Source organism: Altererythrobacter sp. H2, assembly GCF_035319885.1.
In the GTDB taxonomy this organism is placed as follows: domain Bacteria; phylum Pseudomonadota; class Alphaproteobacteria; order Sphingomonadales; family Sphingomonadaceae; genus 34-65-8.
The window spans coordinates 3,160,744-3,183,828 of sequence record NZ_CP141285.1; the positions used below are offsets into that span (position 1 = coordinate 3,160,744).

14 protein-coding genes and 1 riboswitch are annotated in these 23,085 nt (G+C 65.9%); of the genes, 1 reads left to right on the top strand and 13 read right to left on the bottom strand.

Annotated features, from left to right (window positions below):
- Window positions 1–13 precede the first annotated feature (13 nt).
- The 11 genes from rpmG to gcvT all read right to left on the bottom strand — a co-directional run bounded on the left by rpmG (window position 14) and on the right by gcvT (window position 17,484).
- Window positions 14–181: a 50S ribosomal protein L33 gene (rpmG, locus tag U4960_RS15665; protein WP_324261536.1), complete on the bottom strand. Its 168-nt coding sequence runs from the start codon at window positions 179–181 to the stop codon at window positions 14–16.
- A gap of 160 nt (window positions 182–341) precedes the next feature.
- Window positions 342–4,499, bottom strand: a complete 4,158-nt coding sequence (locus tag U4960_RS15670; protein WP_324261537.1) for an LVIVD repeat-containing protein — start codon at window positions 4,497–4,499, stop codon at window positions 342–344.
- The gene (locus U4960_RS15675) at window positions 4,499–6,562 is read right to left on the bottom strand and encodes a hypothetical protein (RefSeq protein ID WP_324261538.1); all 2,064 of its coding nucleotides are present in this window, start codon (window positions 6,560–6,562) and stop codon (window positions 4,499–4,501) included. Before U4960_RS15675 ends, U4960_RS15670 begins: the two co-directional genes overlap by 1 nt.
- On the bottom strand, window positions 6,563–8,533 hold the full coding sequence (locus U4960_RS15680; RefSeq protein ID WP_324261539.1) for a heme-binding protein: 1,971 nt from the start codon (window positions 8,531–8,533) through the stop codon (window positions 6,563–6,565).
- Window positions 8,533–9,936 carry a multiheme c-type cytochrome gene (locus tag U4960_RS15685; protein ID WP_324261540.1) on the bottom strand — a complete coding sequence of 468 codons (1,404 nt, stop codon included), beginning with the start codon at window positions 9,934–9,936 and terminating at the stop codon, window positions 8,533–8,535. Before U4960_RS15685 ends, U4960_RS15680 begins: the two co-directional genes overlap by 1 nt.
- Window positions 9,937–10,078: 142 nt before the next feature.
- Window positions 10,079–10,795: a hypothetical protein gene (locus U4960_RS15690; protein ID WP_324261541.1), complete on the bottom strand. Its 717-nt coding sequence runs from the start codon at window positions 10,793–10,795 to the stop codon at window positions 10,079–10,081.
- Window positions 10,782–12,824: an adenylate/guanylate cyclase domain-containing protein gene (locus U4960_RS15695; RefSeq protein WP_324261542.1), complete on the bottom strand. Its 2,043-nt coding sequence runs from the start codon at window positions 12,822–12,824 to the stop codon at window positions 10,782–10,784. The genes U4960_RS15690 and U4960_RS15695 overlap by 14 nt, the downstream gene beginning before the upstream one ends.
- A gap of 122 nt (window positions 12,825–12,946) precedes the next feature.
- A complete protein-coding gene (gene gcvPB / locus U4960_RS15700) occupies window positions 12,947–14,509 on the bottom strand; it encodes an aminomethyl-transferring glycine dehydrogenase subunit GcvPB (RefSeq protein ID WP_324261543.1) in 1,563 nt (520 codons plus the stop codon).
- Window positions 14,506–15,867 carry an aminomethyl-transferring glycine dehydrogenase subunit GcvPA gene (gene gcvPA / locus U4960_RS15705; RefSeq protein ID WP_324263134.1) on the bottom strand — a complete coding sequence of 454 codons (1,362 nt, stop codon included), beginning with the start codon at window positions 15,865–15,867 and terminating at the stop codon, window positions 14,506–14,508. Before gcvPA ends, gcvPB begins: the two co-directional genes overlap by 4 nt.
- A 109-nt stretch (window positions 15,868–15,976) precedes the next feature.
- Complete coding sequence (gene gcvH, locus U4960_RS15710) at window positions 15,977–16,348, bottom strand: glycine cleavage system protein GcvH (RefSeq protein WP_324261544.1); 372 nt, start codon at window positions 16,346–16,348, stop codon at window positions 15,977–15,979.
- A gap of 2 nt (window positions 16,349–16,350) precedes the next feature.
- Window positions 16,351–17,484: a glycine cleavage system aminomethyltransferase GcvT gene (gene gcvT / locus U4960_RS15715; protein ID WP_324261545.1), complete on the bottom strand. Its 1,134-nt coding sequence runs from the start codon at window positions 17,482–17,484 to the stop codon at window positions 16,351–16,353.
- Window positions 17,485–17,641: 157 nt separating this feature from the next.
- A riboswitch (glycine riboswitch) is annotated at window positions 17,642–17,738 on the bottom strand.
- A 152-nt stretch (window positions 17,739–17,890) separates the two neighbouring features.
- Here gcvT and U4960_RS15720 point away from each other — a divergent pair.
- Window positions 17,891–19,090: a cation:proton antiporter gene (locus U4960_RS15720; protein WP_324261546.1), complete on the top strand. Its 1,200-nt coding sequence runs from the start codon at window positions 17,891–17,893 to the stop codon at window positions 19,088–19,090.
- A 34-nt stretch (window positions 19,091–19,124) separates the two neighbouring features.
- On the opposite strand, the gene U4960_RS15725 is transcribed toward U4960_RS15720, so the two are convergent.
- Complete coding sequence (locus tag U4960_RS15725) at window positions 19,125–20,321, bottom strand: serine hydrolase domain-containing protein (RefSeq protein ID WP_324261547.1); 1,197 nt, start codon at window positions 20,319–20,321, stop codon at window positions 19,125–19,127.
- A gap of 32 nt (window positions 20,322–20,353) precedes the next feature.
- Window positions 20,354–22,975, bottom strand: coding sequence for a methionine synthase (gene metH, locus U4960_RS15730; protein ID WP_324261548.1), 2,622 nt, complete (start codon window positions 22,973–22,975; stop codon window positions 20,354–20,356).
- Between the last annotated feature and the right edge of the window lie 110 nt (window positions 22,976–23,085).

A 23,085-nucleotide genomic window follows, 5' to 3' on the forward strand; every position in this document is an offset into this window, starting at 1 on the left:
CGGAAAAGGCAGCTTACTTGATCTTGGCTTCCTTGAACTCGACGTGCTTGCGCGCGACCGGGTCATACTTGCGGAAGCTCATCTTCTCGGTGATGTTGCGCGGGTTCTTCTTGGTGACGTAGAAGAAGCCGGTATCGGCGGTGGAGACCAGCCGGATCTTGACGGTTGCGGGCTTCGCCATGGCGTTTTCCTAAAGTCCTGATGCGGCCGTGGCGGCCGGAAATGCGATAAGGGCGGCACGCGCTGAATTGCACACGAGCCACCCGGTCGGCGCAGCCCTTGGGCGATTCACCAGTGGAAGTCAAGGTGGCTCGGTGGCAAGGAAAGCCAGATTGGCCGCCCTAGTTGCCCACCCCCTGCACCGCGGCGCCCCATGCACCGCCGATCCATGCGCTCATGTCGGGATCGTCGCTGACCTTCCACGGCACACCGCCGCTGGTCATGAACAGCCGCTCCATCTCGGGTCGGGTGAACGGGCGTGAACCGAGGCGGCCGAACACCGCCATCTGGCCGCCGGTCTCGTCCACCCCGCGATCCCGGTCGAGGCCCTTGCTTAGCGCAATCGCCGGTCCCCTGGTCTTCGACCAGGCGATCAGTTCCGGCTTGGGCGCAGGGCTGAAACCGTAGAAGTTGCGCTGGGTGTCAGGGCTGGTCAGCTGGAGTACTTTGAGCCCGTTCCGCCCGTCCGCGACATAGGCAAACAGGGTGGCGTTGGTGCTGGCCACCACCACGTCTTCGGCATCGTTGAGCTGCCCGCCAAGCGTGACCTTCTGGTAGATCTTCGGGCTCTCGGGCCGGGTCACGTCAAGGATCACCAGACCTTCTCCCTTGGCCGCGACATAGGCGTAGGTGCGCGCGATGTAGATGCGGCGGGCATCGGCCAGCGGCACACTGGCCTGGGGCAGCGGCACGGGGTTGCGCAGCTGGGTCACGTCGAACAGCTTCACCCCTTCGGCATCCGACACCCACAGGTAACGGAACTGGATTGCACTGGCTCGCGCATCGCGCAGTTCGCGCACCGCCGCCAGCTGGGGTTTGAGCGGATCGCTCAGATCGACCACCACCAGGCCGCGGGCTGCGGTGATGTAGGCCACTTCGCCTGCCAAGTGGATGTGGCGCGCCCCGTTCAGCACGCCGTCCGGATTCCAGGTCACCGCCCGGCTGATCCGGTTGTTGCGGAATTCGCCGTCGGCAAAGGTGTTGACGTTGACCAGGATCAGGCCCTCTTCGGCATCGGTGACGGCGGCATAGTTGTAGATCGGCAGGAACGGCTGTTCCTGATTGGCCTCCTGCATGTCCGGCGTGTTGCGCAACGGGTTGATCGGCTGGTTGGTCGGCAAAGCCATGCAGGTGGCGTTGGCGCTGGGCACGTGGGCATCATGGCCCAGCTTGCTGAACGGCGCGGTAATGATCCGCTCCGACACGCCCTTGTTGGCGATCGAGGCGACATCGTAGACCCGGAAGCCCCCGCGCCCTTCGGCTGCGAACATGTATTCGCCGCGCAGCTGGAGGCAGCCGACCCGGTCCCGCGTGCCTTCGTGGAAATTGAGGAATTCCTCGAACGGCTTGCTCTCGCCTTCCATGTTTTCATCGAAGGTCTGGCCCCGCACGAAGCTGCCGAGCTCGCGCCCGTGCTCTTCCACGAACGCCTTCCAGTAATCGGGATAGGCATACTTGTGCAGGTACGAGCCCATCACTGCCTGCGGCTCGTCCCACTCGGTCACACGGATCGCCTCGAAGCCGCCTTCCTGGCCGGTCCAGGCATTGTAGCCGAGGAAATTCACGAAGTTCGTACCGAGCAGCATGACCTGGGCCATGATCGCGTTGTTGTCGTCCTTGGCCGAAAGGTGACAATCGGAGCAGGTCTTGGTCTCGGTCAGGCGCACGGTGTGCGGGAAGTGCGGCGCGAAGGCCTGGCTGGAGAAGCCGATCGCGGAGACCGGCGGCTGCTGGATGTAGATCCGTTCGCGGTTGATGTTGGTCGAGGAAAGTACCAGCGCCGAGGTCGAACGGACCGGGGCAATCTGGTTGCCCTTGGTGGTCTGGTGGCGGCCGAGCTGGAACATTTCGTCGCGCGCGACCTGCGGGTTGTAGGTTGCAAAATTGCGCGTCTCGCCGCCTTCGAAGTGGTGCAGCTTGGTCTTCCAGTTGGCTTCGATGGGCAGATGACAGCCGCCGCACGAGGTGGTCCAGGAGAGGTGGCAAGTGAAGCACGCCATCTCCTCGTCCTTGTGCGCCCGCTCATCCGGCTTGACCCCGGTGCCGAACTCGAACGCGCCGGTTTCCGCACCATCCTTGCTCATCAGCTTGGCCCGGGCCGACCTGGCATTGAAGCACGGCAAACGAGTGGAACTTTCCTCGGTCACACAAGGCGGCAGGTCGGTGTCGACACTGTCCCTCGTCAGGCTGACCTGCCATTCAAGCTCCGGATCGACGATCGACCGCTGGATCAGCGTGCGCCGCCCGCCGATGCCATAGGTCCATTCGAAACGGCGCTTGCCATCGGGGTTGCGCAGCAACGCCAGGTTGTTGCCCTTGGGCGGTGCGGCCGGGCCGCTGGTCAGCAGGGTGGGATAGGCATCGGCCGTGCCGTGGCAGTCCTTGCACCCGATCTCGATCGCATTGGCCACCTCGCCGTAGATCAGGCCGTTGCCATGGCTGTCCTGCGCGAAATGGCAGTCAGCGCACTGCATCCCGACTTCGGCATGGATGTCCATCATGTGCACGGTCTTGCCCGGATTGGTCCCGGGCGGGACGAACTTGCCTTCACCCTTCTTGCGCCACTTCTCGGGATCGTCAGGATCGACGATCTTGCCATAGGCGTCGAGCAGATTGCCCTCCCGGTCACGCTTGAAGATGCCGCGGAAGTTCCAGCCGTGGCCATGATAGTCGGCGAACTGGGTTTCCTTGAGCTCGGGGTTGAGGTCGTAGACATTGCGCAGGAAATCGAGATCGCCCCACAGCCCGCGCGCGGCCGCGCCTTCGGGGTTGCGGTCCAGCACGGCGAACTGTTCCGCGGCGCTGGGATAGCGGTGCTGCTTGTAGAGCCGCTGGTAATCTTCGTCCGACATGCCCGGCGGCCTGGGCGCCAGATTGTTCGGGCCCGGCCACATGAAGGGCGCATCGCTCTCGTAATCCCACATCGTGTAGCCGAGGTAGGAATTCAGGAAGATGTTGGGCTGGTGCATGTGGCAGTTCATGCACTGGGCCGTCGGGATCGAGCGGGTGAAGATATGGCGCAGCGGGTGGCCCTTCTCCTTCACCGGAGCTTCGCCGCCATGGCTGTCGTCCGCCCCATGGCTGCTTTCGCCGTGAGCATCATCGCCCGGCTGCCTGACCGCGCCGTGGCCATCATCGTGCTTTGGTTCGAGCTTGCCCGAAATGGTCGGATCGACCGTCACCGTCTGCCCGTCGCGCCCGTACTTGGCATAGACCGAGGAATGGCGGGGTTCACGGTCGTTGGCATAGACCACGTGGCAGGCGGCGCAGCCGGAATGGCGATAATCGCCCGGCTGGTCATTGGTGCCCATGAACCACATGAACGGATCGTTGAGGCGGGTCTTGTGGATGTTGAGCACCGGGATCGCCACCCGCAGGCCGGTGGCCATGCCGCGGTTGGATTGCTTGAGGTCAGGGCGGCCCGGTTCCTCCAGCCGCTGGATCAGGCCGGTCGGATTGGGCAGGCCGATTTCGGGGAACTGGGTGGCGATGTTGCGGCCGCCGCGCTCGAACACCCGGAACACGTCGCCCGGCGGAATCACCTGCCAGGCTGGAAGTGGATAGAGCTCGGCCAGCGCACCGCGTGCTTTCTGCGCCTCGGTCACTGTGCCGGCGGGATTGCCGGGGCTGACCAGCTTGGCCGCCTTGCCATCGCGGGTATAGGCTTCCCCGAAGACGTAGTTTTTGAAGGGCGCGATTCCGTTGTTGTAGGCCGCCCCGCCCCACAGCATCGCACCGGTCGCCATGATCGAACGTTCCGCCGCCTCGATCACCGGCATGTGGCACGCACCGCAGGATTCGCGCGCCACCCGGTAGTCGCTCGGATTGACGAAGCGGACAAACTCCGGTGCTTCCTTGTTGAGCAGGGTATAGGTCCGCTTGGGGTTGGCGGACGAGGGGAAATGCCAGCTGTCGGGATACTTGGGCAGCACGTGCGCCGCATCGCGCGCAGCTACATAGGCCGGGTCATCGTGCTCCAGTTCACTGTTGCCACGCACCGCAGCATCGCCCCCGTGGCAATCGACGCAGCCGAGCCGCACGGCCGGCGTGGCGTGCATGGTCGGCGCATCGGTCTTGACGTGGCACGAATAGCACCCGTCGGACTTGGCCATCATCTCCGCGACGGACTGCTGGGCCGGGGCATCGCCCGCACGGACACGGGTGTAATCCCGCTCGACCGACTTTTCCTTTTCGGCAGCGCGGCCCGCGTCACCCATCATCATGGCCCCGCCCGCCAGGACCAGGGCCATCCAGAAAGCGAAAAGGCGGATCATGCGCATCAGTAAGCCAATGTTACGTTGGCGAGGACGGAGTAGTACGTCTTGTCCTGGCCAAGGTTGTCAAACAGGTCGCGGAAGCCCTTGCCCGAAACGAGGGCCGCGCCGCTGAGGCGCAAAACGATGTTCTGGGTGGCCTTGGGCCGCCAGATCGCGGCCGCCGACAGATCCCAGCCGATGTCCCTGGGAATGCTGCCCTCGTTGCGCAGCGCCTGCAGCGTGGCGGTGTTTTCGAACCACAGGTGGTTGGCGTTGGCCGAAAGGCGGAACTGGGGCGTCAGATCGAAATCGGCCCCGGCCCCGACCAGAATCAGGCCGGGGTTGTTGAAGTTCGACTGGCCCTGCTCTTTCGACGAACGCAGCGAATTGAGGAGGCCGTTGCGCCCATTGACGCTGATCGCCCGCCCACCCCCGGCAAAGGGGATGGTCTGGCGAATCCAGTAGCTGGTGTCAGCTCCGGCGAAGACAGGGTTTTCGAATACGGCGTCGAACCCGGTTTCGACATTGTCGTAAGGATCGCCGTCACCACTGCCATAGGCTGCCGAGAGGCGGAACCGCTTCCAGTCATGGTCATAGCTCAACTCCGCTGCGCCGAAGAAGGCGCGGATTTCGGCCTTCCGGCTGGTGAAGAAGCTGTTCCGGTCTTCCCCCAGCGCCCCGTAGAGACTGGCGGTCAGGTTGATCCGGCCAATCCGGCCATCGGCATTGTAGCCCAGATAGACCACATCGTATTCGCGCCCGCGCAAATCACCCAGCAGAGCGGGCCGGATCGGGAAGCCGTTATCGTCGATCGCGACGTCGTTTTTCTCCCGGTTCATGTTGTAGGCAACCGTGATCTGGCTGGTCAGCGCGCGGATCAGGAAATCCTGCCGATAGACATTGGCGACGAACAGGAAGTCGTTGCGCGGGGCCTGCACCACGCTGTTGAGCCCGCTGTTGGTGTCCTTCTCCAGCCGCCAGAAGGCCGCGAGATTATACTGGAAGCGGTTGCTGTCACGCGTGCCGAAGAAGCGGATGCCAAGCTGGTTGTCATTGAACAGGAAGCCGCGGAAATCGGCCTGGAACGGCTGGATCCCGATCCGCATCGAATCGAAATCATAGCGGTCCGACACGTTGCGGAAATGGTAATCGAAGAACGCTTCCTGCACGCCGAGGAAATGGTCGGTGCGGTGGGTCGGCCTGGTCGGCTCGACGAACAGCACGCGCCGCTCCGGCACGTCCACATGGTTGATATTAAGCGCCAGCGTGACACGGTATTCCACGTCTGGCGGCTTGAACGCGGTATTGCCCTTGAGCAGCGCCGCGCCCAGGATGAAGGTCTGCGCCGCGACAATGCTGGCCGTGTTGCCGAACACGTCGAGCCGGTCCGGATCGGCAGTGGTCTGCACCCCGACCGGGGTTGGAAAGGTGCGCGGTTCGAACACGGTGTCGCTGATCGCGTTGACGACAAAGAACCAGTCCTTGCCCTTGATCGGCAGCCAGGGAACCTTGTCCGGGTTGATCGGCCGATCACCCTTGTAGGTGTTCTGGTTGTACGGATCCCACCACCGTTCCTTGACCAGGCCCAGGCTTTCGATCAGCCGCCAGCGGTCTGGCACCGGGATCTGGTCGGTGGGGAAGGCTTCGGGCGGGGGCGCGCGCACCGCCCCTTCGTTGGTCTGGGTAACCCGGTCAGGCAGTTCCTCGACATATCCGGGCCTGCGGCGACCATCGATCAGTTCGTTGTCCACTGCGGGCGGCTCGGGCGGTTCGACCACGACCGGCGGCGCTTCCGAGGCTGCGGGCGATTCCACGGCTGGCGGCAGTTCCTGCGGGCCAGCCTGGCTGGTTGCCAGGGCGAGCGTACTGGTCGACGCGCCGTGGGCAGCACCACCGAACGGGCCGAAAGCTTCGGCAAAGGTGGCGACGGGCGCAAGGGCAGTGACATCGCCCGGCAGCGCGGGCGGGCGGGCGAACCCGGCAAAGGCATATTCGAACCGCTCAGCTTCGGGAATCACCGGCGGCGGCACATCCTCGGCCATGGCCACGACCGGCAGCACCAGTGGCAGGATAAACGGGGCGACCACCTACAGCCCTTCGCACACGTTCTGTGCCGGATCGCCCAGGAACGGAGCGAATGGGCAGCTGATGTAACGCAGGCGCACCGACCGGCCGCCGACATTGACCACGATCCGGTCAGCCCGGATCTCTCTGGGCGCATTGCCCAGGCCGCCCGCCCTCAGCCCGCCGTTGTGTGCCCCCAGGAAGCTGACCATATCGTCCTGGTCGATCCCGTCACCCGACACCCCGATCCCCCCGACCAGCTGGTTGCCGCGATAGATCGGCACTGAGCCGGGGAAAATCTGGATGCCGTTCGCAATCCGGTTGTTCTGCGCAATGCCGCTGCACCGCTGCGGCGTGTCCGCCGAACCGCCGCTGGTGACGATATGGACGACGTGCTGGACTATGTTGTCGACAATCAGGTCGCTCTGCAGGCCGACCGCAAAGGGGCTGAAACGGGCAGACTGCTCGACCGAGAGCGGACCCGGGGCCTGCCCCACCTCGCCATCGGGGAAATAGGGGCGCGACAGGTTGCCGCCCGAACGGTCGGCAAAGGCAAATCCGCCGGTCAGCGCGGCGGGATCGCCAAGGAAGGTCCGCACACGCTGCACATAGGGCGCACTGCGTCCGAACGTGCCCAGTTGCGCCGCCGCCGTGGCGCTGGACAGGAACGTGGCCGTGCGGGCCTTCTGCAGGGACACGTCAGTTCCGAACATCGGCCCGTCTGGCGAGCGGACGATTCCCAGGATCGTGCCCTGCGAATCGACCAGGCTGATGGTCGCCTGCATCCGACTGTCGAGGGGTCGGCGGATCTGCGCCCGGGCGCGCGAGAGGACGGTGAAGGCTTCTTCGAGGATCGCCCTTGCCTCGGCCTGGGTCAGCGGCTGTGCCACGAACGCCGCGTCGGCCCCGCCACGGACCGGATAACGCCCGGCACCGGCACCATTGGTCAGCACATAGGCATCGGGCAGCGCGAATTCCGCACTGGTGCTGCGCCGCACACCGGAAGCTTCGCTGCCGTAGACAGTGCCGGCCCGGATCGTGCCATCGGTATAGCTGGTTACGGCAATCAGGCTGCCCAGTGGGCCGTTGACCGCGCCGAAATTCGATTGCAGGGGCCCCAGGTCGGACGGCACCATGTCGCTGTAGCGCAAGGTCGTCCCGTCTACCGGGATCCGGTCCGCCAGTATTTCGCCGGGCGGGGCAAACCCCTGCGATCCGGCCAGTGCGATGGCCTCCTCGCTGTCGACCTCAACATCGAGGATATTGGGGTCAAAGCCGTAGTCGCCATCGCTGACCACGCCGACTCCGCCGACCACGACACCGTTCTTGTAGAGCGGGAAACCGCCCGGATCGGCGGACAAGCCAAGCGGCGAACGCTTCGGCCCGATCAATGCCCCGGTGCCGCCCCCGGCGCTGAACCGCGCAGAGAGATCGGAACAGGGAAGCTGACTGAACTGCACCCCGAACAGCGGACCGCTCTCCAGCCCGACCGTGGTGGGCGCGGGCGGGAAATGCTCCTGCACGATCTGGCTGGCCGTGCGGCTGGAGAAGGCGTTGCCACTGCTCGACAGGTAGGCACCGGTTATCGCCTTGGCGATGGCGGCCGCTGCTGCCGGAACGTCGACGCCCTGCAGGCCGATCGCCTGCCCGCCCTGCGCAAAGCCGCCGATCTGGCGGGTGCTGACCCGGGTCGTCTGGGGGGAGCCGTTCATCCGGAACACCGCCAGCACATTGCCGACCCGATCGACCACCGCGATGGTGGCCGGCTGACCGCGCGTCTGCGCTTCGCCTGCCGCCTGCGCCAGCACCCGCTGGACCTCCGCGACCGACAGCGATTCCGGTGCCGGGTCGGCAAACAGGCGGCTGCTGGACGGGGGCGGCGGCGGCGGTACAGGCGGGCCGCCGTTGGGCGGCGGGGCACTGCCGCCACCGCCGCACCCGGCAACCGCCAGCGCCGCGGCCAGGATGACGACAGGTGCAGGCCGGTAGCCCATTACCGAAGCGCCCCGATCGCGTTTGTCGCCGCGCCGAGCGCCGAACGGAACTGCGCCGGGTTGTAGCTTTCCGGTGTGCGGACCGCACCGTAGGCCCGGTTGATGTTGGCGCGGATGCCGGTGGCTGCACCGGTGGTCACACGGCCATCGCGGACCATCGCGTTGAGCAGGGTATCGACCGCCATCACCGCCTGGGCAGAACCGGTGTAGTCCGTGAAGCGGGCGGTCAGGGTCCGGTCGGCAATCGCCTGCACTGCGGCGAAGGCATCGCCGCTGCCGAAGCTGCGCGCCGCCAGCGCGTCGGACAGGGCGGCGGCCTCGCCGCGCAGACGCTGGGCGGCGGCAGTCGCCTCGCCCCGGCCCTGGCCCATGGCGCGGTGGAAGTCCTTGCTGGCGGTCTCGAACTGCGCCGCGCGGCCCGGCACGAAGGCCTTGGCAATGGCCGAGAGCATGATGATGTTCTCGTCATTGTAGGGCGCCTGACCGAACGGGATCGGGCGGCCCGGGTTGGTTTCGAAAGTCAGCTTGCGCTGCGGCCCGTCGTTGATCGAACGATGGCAGCTGTGGCAATCGTAGAAGTAGTACTGCGGGAACACGCCTTCGGCCCCGAACCCGGGGCGGGCGAACAGGTCGGTCGAGCGGGCGACCGCTTCTGCCTGGCCTACCGCCCACAGGCGGACATTGTCGGTCTTGCCCTTGCGCGCAGCATAGTCACCATCCTCGTCATGGTGTTGCTGGAGGGCGGAGAACAGGTCGAGCTCGAACGAAACCCGCGGATGACCGGCCGCCATCATCGAATGGGTGACGAACTGGCCTGCGCCGGTGCTGCCGAAGTGGCAATCGAGACAGACCTTGGCGCGCACCTGCGGGCGCTCGAGCGGGACGAGGCCCGCAGCTATGTTTGCGGCATGGGTCGCAGGTTTGGCATAGTGCGACGCGAGCCAGCCGGACGACGGGCCGTGGCAGCTTTCGCAGCCGACTCCGTCGGAAATCTGGAAACGCGCGCCCTTGGCGCTGCCGGGTTCATAGGTGGCATGGCAGCCGAGGCAGGCCGGTGCCGAAGTCGCCGGGCCAAGGCCGAGGCTGTCCGCAATCTGCTTCCCGCGCGGGCTGGCGAGGACGGCAAAAGCGCGGCTGTGCGCGCCTGCCACGGAGGATGGTTCCTGCCAGGTGGCGATCTCGTCCTGCCGGACGACCGCGCCGTTGCCCTCTGCCCGGCCGTGACAGGTGGAACCGGCACAGCTTGCCACGCCTTCATAGCGCGCACCGGCACCCTGGGCCTGAATGGGCGATCCGGGCTGCACCAGCAGCGCGATGGCCGCAGCCAGAAGAAGCAACCAGCCAAAGCGGCGCGATCCCCCGCCACTTATTCCCCGTCTGGCCCGGTCGAACCGAGTGACCATATGCCTTCCCCGTTTCGCAGCGATGCCTGGCATCGCCACCGATTCCCGCCCCGCGGTTGCGAGGCCCCCTTCAGTGCGCGAACTCCCTTTTGGGGTAGTCCGCAGTGCGACCCGGTCCGGCGTGACTGCCGGGCAGGTAGTTTCAGCTCAGCGCCGCAGTCAGCAGCTCCAGCTGGTTGGTGCACCCCTTGTCGATCAGGGTGGCTGCCAAGTCTTCGGGCTCTTCCGGCACGGCGTCAAGCATCACGAACCGGATTTCGCTGGTCGTGCCGCCCTGCGTTGGTACAATCGTGTAGGTGCTGCCATCGGCCAGCGGCAACTGCGCCCCGTCCCACGCGATGTCCCGCGTATTTTCTGCGAAGGCCACCTCGACCGCTGCCGCTCCGGCAGAACTGCCCACCGTGAAGGTCGCGGGCAGTTCACCGCCCGGCCGCCACAGGCGGACCGCATCGGGACTGGCGATGCACATCGCGCCGGAGCGCGACACGTCGACATACCACAGGTTCGGGCTGCGCTCGGCCGCTGCCGGCGTGCCGGTGCCGCGCACGGCCCCGGTCCGCACCCGTTGGGCAGAGCGCTGGCGGGTGAGCACGGCAAAGGTCGATCGTTTGCTTTCGCCGGTGGCCGCAACGCGGTGCACGCCGGCACCCTTGATCACGCGGGTGCCTCCACCGGTCAGCACGGTCACCGTATCGCCGGCACGCAAGGTAATGGAGGAATTGTCATCCAGCTTCTTGCCTGCCGGAAACTGCGCGGCCGACGGGCCGCTCGAGGAAACCACCACGCCAGCCTGCGCCGCGCCGGCCAGTCCTGCGCCCGCCAGAGCCATGCCGATGGTAAACGTCCTAACCGAGAACATATGCGCTCCCTCCTCGGGTATCCTGTACCCTATCAAGCAGATTTGCCAAAGCCTTGTCCTGCGGATGGCGCGCCACGACCCCGGCTATCACCTGTTCCGCCTGCGGGCGGTCGTGATCCATCAGGATCGAAGCCTGGATCAAGGCTTTGCGATCCTCATCCGGAAAATCGGGGGCCGGTTCGAACAGATCGACCGGCTTTGCCCGCCCGCGCAGAATCACTGTACCCATCGGGCGCCACCAGTCCAAGGAACTTTTCTCCACGAACTCGCGGCTCGCCATCACGCTCGACTGGAGCGGCTTGTTGGCGGACTCGAGCCGGGCCGCCGTATTCATCGAATCGCCCAGCGCGGTGTACTGGATGCGGTTGTCCCCGCCGAAGTTCCCGACCACCGCCTCGCCGAAATGCAGCCCCACCCGGGTCTTGCCGATTTTCGGCAGGTTCGGGTCCATTGCCGCCACTTCGGCCCGAAAGGCTTCGCCTGCCTGCCACATTGCATAGCCGCAGCGGGCCGCACGCTCTCCATCGTCGGGCCTGGCGATCGGCGCGCCCCAGAACGCCACCACCGCATCGCCGATGAACTTGTCAATCACCCCGCCGTGATCGAGCACCACCTGGCTGAGCATTTCAAGATAGCGGTTGATCAGCAGCGCGACCATTTCCGGCTCGACTGCGTGGCTCATCTTGGTGAACCCTTCCAGATCGGAAAAGAGCACGAAGATCTGCTTCTTCTCCCCATGCAGAGCCAGCAGCTTGGGGTTGTCGATGATTTCCTGCGCCATTTCGCGCGGCAGGTACTTGCCCAGCGCCCCTTGCGCGAAATTGCGCTGCACCGCGCCTGACGCACGCGCCGCCGAAGTTACCGCCATGAAGGCGGCAATCCAGCCGAGCAGCCAGCCGACCGCCGGCACGCCATAGGTATCGGTTTGCTGGAACTGCATCACGAACGGCACCCCCAGCATGACCACGAACTGGACCGCCAGGAGCAGGTAAATCCGCCAGTTACCCCATTCGAGCAGACCGGTCAGGACCGCCATGACCACCACCAGCGCCGAAAGAACCCACAAGACCAGGGGCATTGGCCTGGGCAAGGCCTTGCCATCGAGCATCTGGGCAATGCTGGTGGCATGAAACTCGATCCCCGGGGGCAGGCTGGTGCCCATGGCCTGGGTCAGGGGCGTCGTCAGGCGATCAACGTCCACGATATCGCCGCCGATCAGGACATACCGACCCTCCACCTGCTCGGCGAGGGCCGCCGACAGTTCGGGAATGGCGGTGAGTTCAGGATCGGAGAAAGTGTCGATCGGCAGATAGGTGAACACCGGACGGGAGGGGTCTTCCGGCAGGCGGTAGCGCACCGCGCCCTGGTAGCCCGGCAAAGTCCGCGCGCCCTCGCCCGCAGCCTTGAGCATGGCCCGGCCAAGCAGGTCGGGCTGGCCCGCCACCTGCTCCGGCCAAAGGCGGGTGACGCCGAAGGAATCGCTCAATTTCACACTGCCGGGCACGGCCCTGCTGCCTTCCAGCTGCGCCAGGAAGGCCTTGAGATACTGCTCCTGCTCGTACTTGATATTGTCTTCGTTGGTGGCCGTATCGACATATCCCACCACCACCGGGGTCTGCATCGCGCGCAAGGTCGCGATCAGCTCCTCGTCCTCGGCCTGGGGCTGGTCGAACAGGATATCGATCCCGATGGCCTTGGCGCCCATCCCGTCAAGCGACTGGAGCGCCCGCGCGATAATGCCCCGATCCAGCGGCGACCGCTTGCCCGCATTGATCAAGGTCTGATCGGTGAAGACGACCATCACCACCCGGTTGTCCTGCGGCACATCGTTGCGATCCGCCTCGACGTAGCTGCGCGAATCGTACATCGCCCGCTCGGCATCGGCCACCCCGGGGATCACCCAGCCGAACCGGGCGATGGCCAGTGCCACCAGCACCAGCACGCCGGTGAGCGCCAGACGACGCGGCCCGGCCTCGCGCACATTGCGCCAGCCACGGACGATGAAATTCGGTGTGCGCTCGTCGCTCAATATCCGCTCTCCCAGCGGTTGCTGCGCGACCCGTCGTTATTTTTTCCCGCTGGCCGGACCTTGCGGAAAGCACCGCCTACAAGCAAGGGCAAAGGGCTATTGGCCCAGCTGTTGCTGCCGGGTCAGTCCCCCCGGTCCTGCCATGCCAGTACCGGCTTGCGGGCTGCCTGGGTCTCGTCCAGCCGCCGCCGCGGGGCGTAGACCGGCGCCTGCTTCAGCGCCATATCGCCCGCCCGTGCCCGCTCTGCCACATGCCGGAACGCGCCGATGAACTGATCGAGGCTGGCCTTGCTCTCGGTCTCGGTCGGCTCGACCAGCATTGCGCCATGAACCACCAGCGGAAAATAGACCGTCATCGGGTGATAGCCTTCGTCAATCAGGCCCTTGGCGATGTCGAGGGTGGACAGGCCGTCGGGCAGGCCGTTGTCGCTGAACAGCGCCTCGTGCATGCACGGCCCGCTGGCGGCGAAGGGTGCCTCGAGCAGGTCCTCCAGGCTGCGCAGCACGTAATTGGCGTTGAGCACGGCGTCTTCCGCCACCTGTTTCAGCCCGTCCGCCCCGTGGCTGAGGATATAGGTCAGCGCACGGGTGAACATGCCCATCTGGCCGTGGAAGGCGGTCATCCGCCCGAACGCCTGGACATGATCATACTCGGCGGCGTTGTCCTCCTCCACCAGATGGACCACGCCATCGGCGGTGCGGGCGGTAAACGGCAGCGGGCCGAACGGGCTCAGCGCCTCGCTCAGCACGACCGGGCCGGAGCCGGGGCCGCCGCCACCGTGCGGGGTGGAGAAGGTCTTGTGCAGGTTGATGTGCATGGCATCGACGCCCAGGTCGCCCGGGCGGACCTTGCCGACGATGGCGTTGAAGTTGGCCCCGTCGCAATAGACGAACCCGCCGGCGGCATGGACCGCATCGGCGATCTCGCGGAAATCCCGCTCGAACAGCCCGCAGGTGTTGGGGTTGGTGATCATCACCGCCGCCACATCCGGCCCGAGGCGGGCTTTCAGCGCCGCGACATCGACCCGGCCTTCGGGCGTCGCCGGAATGTCTTCCACCCGGTAGCCGGCAAAGGCGGCGGTCGCGGGGTTGGTGCCATGGGCGCTTTCCGGCACCAGCACCACCTCGCGCGCATCGCCGCGCGCTTCCAGCGCAGCGCGGATGCACAGGATGCCGCACAGCTCGCCATGCGCGCCCGCCTTGGGGCTCATCGCCACGCCGTGCATTCCCGTAAGCTCGATCAGCCAGTGGGCGAGCTCGTTCATCACCTCCAGCGCGCCCTGCACGGTGGAGGCGGGCTGCATCGGGTGGATGTCGGCGAACCCGGGCAGCCGCGCCATTTTCTCGTTGAGGCGCGGGTTGTGCTTCATCGTGCAGCTGCCGAGCGGGAACAGGCCGAGGTCGATGGCATAATTCTGGCGGCTGAGGCGGGTGTAGTGGCGCACCGTTTGCGGCTCGCTCAGCCCGACCAGGCCAATCGGGCTGGTCCGACCGAGCCCGCCAAGCCGGCTGGTGGCGGGCGGATCGAAGGCCGGGAAATCGACCCCGGTGGTCTCGGCCTGGCCGATCTCGAAGATCAGCGGCTCTTCCAGCATCAGTGCGCGGTTGCCGGTGGAGGTGGCGGGTGCACCGCCATCGTCCGGGGTCATTTCGGGCTTCCAGCCGGATGCATTAGGCGCGTTCATGCCAGCAGCTCCTCAAGCGCGGAGGCCAGCGTCTCGATGTCCTCCGGGGTGGTGGTTTCGGTTACGGCGACCAGGAGGCCGTCGTCCAGGTTGGCGACGCCGGGATAGAGCCGGGCCAGCGAGACGCCCGCCAGGATGCCGCGATCGGCCAGCTCGCGGACCAGCTCACGCCCGTTGCGCCCGACCTTGAGGGTGAATTCGTTGAAGAAGGTCTGGTTGACCAGGGTCACGCCCGGCACCTGCGCCAGCCGGTCCGCGGCATGGCAGGCGCGGGCATGGTTAAGCGCAGCAAGCTGGCGCAGCCCCGCCTCGCCCAGCAAGGTCATGTGGACCGAGAACGCCAGCGCGCACAGGCCCGAATTGGTGCAGATGTTGCTGGTCGCTTTCTCCCGCCGGATATGCTGTTCGCGGGTGGACAGCGTCAGCACGAAACCGCGCTTGCCGGTCGCATCGACAGTCTCGCCGCACAGCCGCCCGGGCATCTGGCGCACATGCTTGGGATCGCGCACCGCAAACAGGCCGAGGTAGGGCCCGCCGAACTGCAGGCCGACGCCGAGCGACTGCCCCTCGCCCACCACGATGTCGGCACCCAGCTCACCCGGCGACTGGATCGCCCCCAGCGCAACCGGCTCGGTGTTGACCACGATCAGCAGCGCGCCCCGGGCGTGGGCGGCCTCGGCGATTTCGGCGAGGTTGGAAATGCGGCCGAGGATGTCGGGATACTGCACCACTACGCAGCTGGTGGTCTCGTCGATCCGGCCGATCAGCCCGGCATGGTCCGGCTCCGGTTGCACCGTCGGCAGGGCGTCGGCGATCTCGTCTTCGGTGAACTTGGCCATCGTCCGCACCACTTCGGCATAGTGCGGGTGGAGCGCGCCCGACAGGACCACGCGCTTGCGCCGGGTGATCCGCGCCGCCATCGAAACCGCTTCCCAGCAGGCGGTGGACCCATCGTACATCGAGGCATTGGCCACCGCGCAGCCATAGAGCCGCGCGACCTGGGTCTGGAACTCGAACAACATCTGCAGCGTGCCCTGGGCGATTTCCGGCTGGTAGGGCGTGTAGGCGGTCAGGAACTCGCCGCGCTGGATGATATGGTCAACCGTGGCCGGCACGTGGTGGCGATAGGCCCCTGCGCCGAGGAAGAACGGCACGCTGCCCGCCGCCATGTTCTTGGCCGCCAGCCGGGTCATGTGCCGCTCCACCGCCATCTCGCTGGCGTGCATCGGCAAGCCCCTGATCGGCCCGTCCAGCCGCGCCGCTTCGGGCACGTCGACGAACAGGTCATCAATGGTGGCAGCGCCGACCCTGGCCAGCATGGCGCTGCGGTCGGTATCGGTCAGGGGAAGGTAGCGCATCATTCTCTACTTTCGTGATCCCCAGCGAAGGCGGGGGCCTCAGTCGGAAAAGGACTGCCTCGGGGACTGCCTCGGGCATGAGGTCCCCGCCTTCGCGGGGACTCAGGCGTTACAGGCTGTCGCAGAAGCTCTTGTAGGCGGCTGCATCCATCAGCCCGTCGAGCTCGGCCTTGTCGGCCACGGTCATCTTGAAGAACCAGCCGTCTTCTTCCGGCGAGGTGTTGACCAGCGCCGGATCGTCTTCCAGCGCGGAATTGGCTTCCATCACTTCCCCGCTGATCGGGGCATAGACGTCGCTCGCCGCCTTGACGCTTTCCACCACGGCAGCGTCCTTGCCCTTCTCGATCACGGTGCCGACTTCGGGCAGTTCGACGAACACGATATCGCCCAGCTGCCCCTGCGCGTAATCGGTGATGCCGACGGTGGCGAGATCGCCTTCGAGGTCGATCCATTCGTGTTCATCGGTGAAGTAACGGGCCATGACTACTTGCTCCCTCGATAGTAGCGGTGGGGTACGAACGGCGTCGCTGCCACCACGGCGGCGAGGCGCTTGTTTCTGACTTCGATCTCCAGCGCGGTGCCTTCATCGGCATGCGCGGAAACGACATAGGCCATGGCGATGGGCTGGCCGAGCGTGGGCGAAAAGCCGCCGCTGGTGACGGTCCCGACCTTCGCGGACCCCGCGAACACCTCCGCGCCTTCACGCGCGGGCAAACGGCCGTCGAGCTTGAGGCCGACCCACTTGCGCGCCGTCCCTTCCACGATCTCGCGGTTGATCCGTTCCGCGCCCGGATAGCCGCCATCCGTGCGGCGGCGCTTGTTGATCCCGAACACGAGGCCCGCCTCGATCGGGCTGGTATCGGGCGACAGGTCGTGCCCATAGAGCGGCAGGCCCGCCTCCAGACGCAGGCTGTCGCGTGCGCCAAGGCCGATCGGCTTCACCTCTGGTTCGCCGCACAGCAGCGTGGCGGCTTCTTCGGCGGCGCTGGCGGGGAGCGAGATTTCGAACCCGTCCTCGCCGGTATAGCCCGCGCGCGCAATGGTCACCTCATGGCCCGCCAGGGTGAAGCGCCCGAACTTCATGAAAGTCAGTGCAGACAGCGGGTATTCGCCGGTGGCGTGCCGCGCCAGGGCATCGGCTGCCTTGGGGCCCTGAAGCGCCAGCAGCGCCTGCTCGTCGAGATGGTTGAGGGTGATGTCATCTGGCAGCGCTTCGCGCAGGGTGCCGATATCGTCCCACTTGGTCGCCCCGTTGACGACCAGATAGAGGCTGTCGGGCCAGCGCGAGACCATCAGGTCATCCAGCACCCCGCCCTCCTCGTCCAGCAGCAGCGAATAGCGTTGCTGCCCCAGCTTCAGGGTGGAAAGGTCAATCGGCAGCACCGCTTCGACCGCTTCGTCAAGGCCCGGCCCTGACAGGATCAGCTGGCCCATGTGGCTGACATCGAACAGTCCCGCGTTGGTGCGGGTCCATTCGTGTTCCGACACGATGCCCTCATACTGGATCGGCATCCAGTAGCCCGCGAAGGGTACCATCCGCGCGCCTTGCGCCCGATGCCAGGCATCGAGCGGCAGGGTGCCGGTTTCCGGTTCGACGAAGTCTTGGTTATCGCTCATCAAAAATCCCGACGGCATGGCGCACACCGGAGCGATGCGACCTTCTCCATGCCCCCTCTGTCGGGAAACCTGAGAGACTGGCCCGGCGCAGACATGCGCGGGCTTACCCCTTCGGTGGTCGCCGCCCGCAAGGGCTGCGACGCTTTCCAGAGTGTCAGACAGGCGAGCGGTCCGTTGGCCTGAGAGTTTCCGGGGCGGTTGCTCCTTCGGCGCCGCGCCCCCGAAAGGACAACGGGCTCTCCCGCTCGTCCGCCCGCACGGGAATCACTTCCCGTGCAGAAGACCCATTCGCCCTGCGCGATTCGCGGCGGGGCGTCAATCGCCACCGGCCGCCTTTCACAACAATCGCGTTTGCGGGTGACAGCCATGCCGCTAAAGGCAGGGCCGCGACAAACAGGGGCCGTCCGTGAATCTCACCGAAATCTACCTGATTGCGCTGCTGATCATCTTCACCGTACCGTGGCTGGTGTGGCGCGTGTTCCGCACCGATTACTGGGCCCCGCTGGTGGTGGTGCAGATTGTCGGCGGGATCCTGCTCGGCCCGGGCGTCCTCGGCGCGGCCTTTCCCGATTATTACGCCTTCGTGTTCCAGCCAGACGTCATCATCGCCCTCAACGGGGTGGCGTGGTGGGCGGTAATGCTGTTCGTGTGGATCGCCGGGATCGAGCTCGACCTCAGCCAGGCGTGGAAGCACCGGCGCGAGACCGGTCTGACGGCGGGCCTTGCGCTGGGAATGCCCTTGCTGGCGGGCACGGCGGCGGCGGCGGTAATCCTGCAATTTCCGGGCTGGCGCGGCGCGCAGGGCGAATACTGGCAGGCGCTGCTCGGCATCGGCATGGCCTGCGCAGTGACGGCGCTGCCCATTCTGGTGCTGCTGATGGAGAAACTCGGCATCCTGCGCGAGGCGATCGGCCAGCGCATCCTGCGCTATGCCAGCCTTGACGATATCGCCATCTGGGGCGTGCTGGCGCTGATCCTGCTCGATTGGGAGCGGATCGGCCGGCAGGCGGTGTTCCTCGTCGGCTTTACCCTGGCCGCCCTTGCAGTCCGGTGGCTGATGGCGCGGCTCAGCGAGGCGGACCGCTGGCCAGTGGGCCTGATCTGGCTGGCGCTGTGCGGTTTGGCGGGAGACTGGTCGGGCCTGCACTACATGGTCGGTGCATTTCTGGCGGGCGTGGTGCTGGACGCCAAATGGTTCGGGCACGATGCGATGGACCGGTTCCGCGGCGTGGTGCTGCTCACGGTGATGCCGGTGTTTTTCCTTTCGACCGGGCTGCGCACCCAGTGGGAAGGCGGCGGACTGGCGGTCTTCGGCGCAGCGGCCCTGCTGCTGGTGGCGGCGGTAGGCGGCAAACTGCTGGGCGTCCACATCGCCGGGCGGATGCTGGGGTGGAGCCGCACCGAGGCGAGCCTGATCGGCTGGCTGCTCCAGACCAAGGCGCTGATCATGATCATCTTTGCGAACATCCTGCTCGACAAGCAGGTCATCACGCCCACCACCTTCACCGCGCTACTGCTGATGGCGGTGGCCAGCACGATGCTGACGACGCCGATTGCCGCGCCGCTGCTGAAGAAGCTGGGTGATCGGGTGAAGGCGGAAGTTTAGGCAGGAACCCCCATTCCGTTCGCATCGAACGGGATTATTGGTCGCTCGCCAACTTCAACGCCCGCGCCAGCAATTCTACTTCGCGCGGGTCACTGCCTCCGGTGTCCTCGCCGCCCGGCGGGGGCGCGATCTCGGTGATGAAATAGGCAAAGCCCTGCTCCGCCTCGAGCGTGAACCACAGGCCCGAGCGCAGGCCATAGGCCTCGCCCCCGTGCCCGATGCGTTCACGCCCATCCATGAACAGGTCGTCCGAACAAGGCCCCTCGCCCGTCAGCGTGTAGGCTCCGAGCCCGTAGGCACAGAAGGTCGGCGCCGCGTCGGCCGGAGCCTGTCGGTTCGCCGCCTCGATCAACGCACCGAGCCAGAGCCGCATCGCGTTGTCGGACAGGAATTCATTGTGCTCCATCCAGAGCAGCGCCTGCCCGATCTTCGCCAGGTCCATCATCCCGATCCGCACCCCGCCCTGCGGCGAGAAGACAGAGGCGTTGGTGCCGGGAACGTAGGTATCGAGATTGCATGCTACCCCGTCGGCCACCGGGATCGTGCAATTGGGCGGGAGGTCGGCCGGATCGTCGCGCGCGATCTCGCCGGTGTGGCGGTAGAGCGTCACCGCGCGATCCTGCATCCCGGCGTCGCAGCCCAGCCAGTTGAGGCAGGCCTTCACCCCCAGCGGAGCAAACACCAGCCGTTCGACCAGCCGGTCATACCGCTCGCCGCTCGCCGCTTCGAGCGCCGTGGCCACCAGCGGCGAACCCAGGTTGGCATATTCGAACGCCGCCTCACCCGGCGGGCCGGTGTCACGCCATGCGGCGGGGTCGGCGAGCCTGGCTCCAAGGCTCTCGCCCAGCGGGATGACGTAACCCGCCTTGTCCGACAGTCCTGCGCGGTGCGATAGCAGGTGTGCGATCGACACCGGCGCTTGCGGGTGATGGGGAGAGCGCAGGCTCCACCCGAGGTAATCCGACACGTCCCGGCTCAGATCGACTTTGCCCTCGTCCATCAGCCTGAGGGCGGTGAGCGCCATGATCAGCTTGGAGATCGAGGCAATCCGCACCGGGTCGTTGGCTTCCACCGCGCGGCCGGTTTCCCTGTTCGCCTGCCCCTCGACGATCAGCGGGCGGACAGATTCGCGGTCAAACGCCACCACAACGCTTGCCGGCGGAGGCGAGCCTGCCGTGGCCGGAGTTAGCGGGACGGACAGCGCAAAGGCGGCGAGAAGGCGGCGCAGCATGGTTCGCATCATTGCCGCGAACCGGCGCGCAATCAATCGAGATTGGGCCGCAGCCAGCGTTCGGCCTGTTCCACACTCACCCCCCGGCGGCGGGCATAGTCTTCCACCTGGTCACGGCCGATGCGGGCCACGCCGAAATACTGGCTTTCCGGATGGCCGAAGTAGAAGCCGCTCACTGCAGCAGTGGGCCACATGGCGAAGTTCTCGGTCAGGGTCAGCCCGGCATTGGCCGGCGCATCAAGCAGGTCGAACAGGATCGGCTTCAGGCTATGGTCGGGGCAGGCGGGGTAGCCCGGCGCCGGGCGAATGCCGCGGTACTCTTCCTTGATCAGCGCCTCGTTGGTCAGCTGCTCGCCCGGGGCATAGCCCCACAGGTCGGTGCGGACATGCTGGTGCAGCCGTTCGGCAAAGGCTTCGGCAAACCGGTCGGCCAGCGCCTTCAGCAGGATGTCGGAGTAATCGTCCTTGTCGGCCCGGAAGCCTTCCGAATAGGGGTCCAGCCCGTGGATGCCCACCGCGAAGCCGCCGATCCAGTCGCCCGCCGGGTCGATGAAGTCGGCCAGGCACATGTTGGCCCTCTCGCGGCTTTTCTTCACCTGCTGGCGCAGGAACGGAAGCGTGACGTGGCGCTCTTCCTCGGCCAGGTGCAGCGTCACATCGTCGCCATCCCGTGCGCAGGGCCAGAACCCGCACACGCCGCGCGCGGTCAGCCACTTTTCGCCGATGATCCGGTCGAGCATGGCGTTGGCATCGGCAAACAGCTGGGTCGCGGTTTCGCCGACCACCTCGTCGGTCAGGATCGCCGGGTAATTGCCATGCAGTTCCCAGGCGCGGAAGAACGGGGTCCAGTCGATCACCTGGCGCAGGTCCGCCAGGTCCCATTCGTCGAACACATGGACACCGGGCTTCAGTGGCGGCGCAGGCTTGTCGCTGAGGAAGGCATCGTAGAAATTGGCGCGGGCTTCCTCCAGCGTCAGCAGCACGCTCTGCGCCTTGCCTGAACGGGCATCGCGGATGTGCTGATATTCATCAGCGGTGCCGATGACGAATTCATCACGTTGCGTATCGGACAGGAGGCGGCTTGCCACCCCGACCGCGCGGCTGGCATCCAGCACGTGGATCACGGGCCCGTCGTAAGCCGGATCGATCCGCAGCGCGGTGTGAACCTTGCTGGTGGTGGCCCCGCCGATCAGCAGCGGCATGGTCAGCCCGGCACGCTGCATTTCCTCCGCCACCGTCACCATCTCGTCGAGCGAGGGCGTGATCAGACCGGAGAGGCCGATCATGTCCGCCTGATGTTCGGCGGCAGCCTCGAGAATGCGCGACCAGGGCACCATCACGCCCAGGTCGAACACCTCGTAGCCGTTGCACTGGAGGACGACGCCGACGATGTTCTTGCCGATATCGTGCACATCGCCTTTGACCGTAGCCATGATGATCCGGCCCTTGGACTGGTCCGCAAGGCCGCTGGCCTCCTTCTCCGCTTCGATGAACGGGATCAGGTGGGCGACCGCCTTCTTCATCACGCGGGCCGATTTGACCACCTGCGGCAGGAACATCTTGCCGCTGCCGAACAGGTTACCGACGACGTTCATCCCGTCCATCAGCGGGCCTTCGATCACCTCGATCGGGCGGGCGAAAAGCTGGCGCGCTTCCTCGGTATCATCGACCACGTGGGCATCGATGCCCTTGACCAGGGCGTGCTCGATCCGCCGCGCCACCGGCCAGCTGCGCCACTCCTCGGCTTCCTTCTCGGCCTTGACGTCGGTGCCCTTGTAGCTCTCGGCCAGGGCAATCAGGCGCTCGGTCGAATCCGGCCTGCGCATCAGGATCACATCCTCGCACGCCTCACGCAGCACCGGGTCGATCTGGTCATAGACATCGAGCTGGCCGGCGTTGACGATCGCCATGTCGAGCCCGGCGGGGATCGCGTGATACAGGAACACCGAATGCATCGCCCGGCGCACGGTCTCGTTGCCGCGAAAACTGAACGAGAGGTTGGAGAGCCCGCCACTGGTTTTCGCATGGGGACAGGCGGCCTTGATTTCCTTCACCGCTTCGATGAAGTCGAGGCCATAGCGGTCATGCTCCTCGATCCCCGTGGCGACGGCGAACACGTTGGGATCGAAGATGATATCCTCGGGCGGGAAGCCGATCCCGGTGAGCAGGTTATAGGCGCGGGTGCAGATCTCGACCTTGCGTGCTTTGGTATCGGCCTGGCCCTGCTCGTCGAACGCCATCACCACCACTGCCGCGCCATAGTCCATGCACAGCCGCGCCTGTTCCAGGAACTGCGCCTCGCCTTCCTTCATGCTGATCGAATTGACGATCGGCTTGCCTGATACGCATTTCAGCCCCGCCTCGATCACAGCCCACTTGGAGCTGTCGACCATCACCGGCACGCGGGCGATATCGGGCTCGGCGGAGATCAGCTTGAGGAAGGTGGTCATGGCGTGGACCGCATCGAGCAGCCCTTCGTCCATGTTGACGTCGATCACCTGCGCCCCGTTTTCGACCTGCTCGCGTGCCACCTCGACCGCGGCGGTATAGTCGCCCGCCATGATCAGCTTCTTGAACCGGGCAGAACCAGTCACATTGGTGCGCTCGCCGATGTTGACGAACCGGGCAGTGGAAGGAGTGGTGGTATCAGTCATATGATCTCCCTCTCCCCTGGAGGGGAGAGGGCCGGGGAGAGGGGGCGTCCGCTCCATCGGCCATTTGTTGAAACTTCGAGAGACTTCCCCTCTCCCAACCCTCTCCCCTC

Bases quoted from the DNA above. Each gene is read 5' to 3' on its own strand.
- gcvPA (WP_324263134.1), bottom strand. From the start codon at position 15,867: ATGCGCTACCTTCCCCTGACCGATACCGACCGCAGCGCCATGCTGGCC.
- U4960_RS15670 (WP_324261537.1), bottom strand. From the start codon at position 4,499: ATGCGCATGATCCGCCTTTTCGCTTTCTGGATGGCCCTGGTCCTGGCG.
- U4960_RS15680 (WP_324261539.1), bottom strand. From the start codon at position 8,533: ATGGGCTACCGGCCTGCACCTGTCGTCATCCTGGCCGCGGCGCTGGCG.
- U4960_RS15690 (WP_324261541.1), bottom strand. From the start codon at position 10,795: ATGTTCTCGGTTAGGACGTTTACCATCGGCATGGCTCTGGCGGGCGCA.
- metH (WP_324261548.1), bottom strand. From the start codon at position 22,975: ATGACTGATACCACCACTCCTTCCACTGCCCGGTTCGTCAACATCGGC.
- U4960_RS15685 (WP_324261540.1), bottom strand. From the start codon at position 9,936: ATGGTCACTCGGTTCGACCGGGCCAGACGGGGAATAAGTGGCGGGGGA.
- gcvH (WP_324261544.1), bottom strand. From the start codon at position 16,348: ATGGCCCGTTACTTCACCGATGAACACGAATGGATCGACCTCGAAGGC.
- U4960_RS15725 (WP_324261547.1), bottom strand. From the start codon at position 20,321: ATGCTGCGCCGCCTTCTCGCCGCCTTTGCGCTGTCCGTCCCGCTAACT.
- gcvPB (WP_324261543.1), bottom strand. From the start codon at position 14,509: ATGAACGCGCCTAATGCATCCGGCTGGAAGCCCGAAATGACCCCGGAC.
- gcvT (WP_324261545.1), bottom strand. From the start codon at position 17,484: ATGAGCGATAACCAAGACTTCGTCGAACCGGAAACCGGCACCCTGCCG.
- rpmG (WP_324261536.1), bottom strand. From the start codon at position 181: ATGGCGAAGCCCGCAACCGTCAAGATCCGGCTGGTCTCCACCGCCGAT.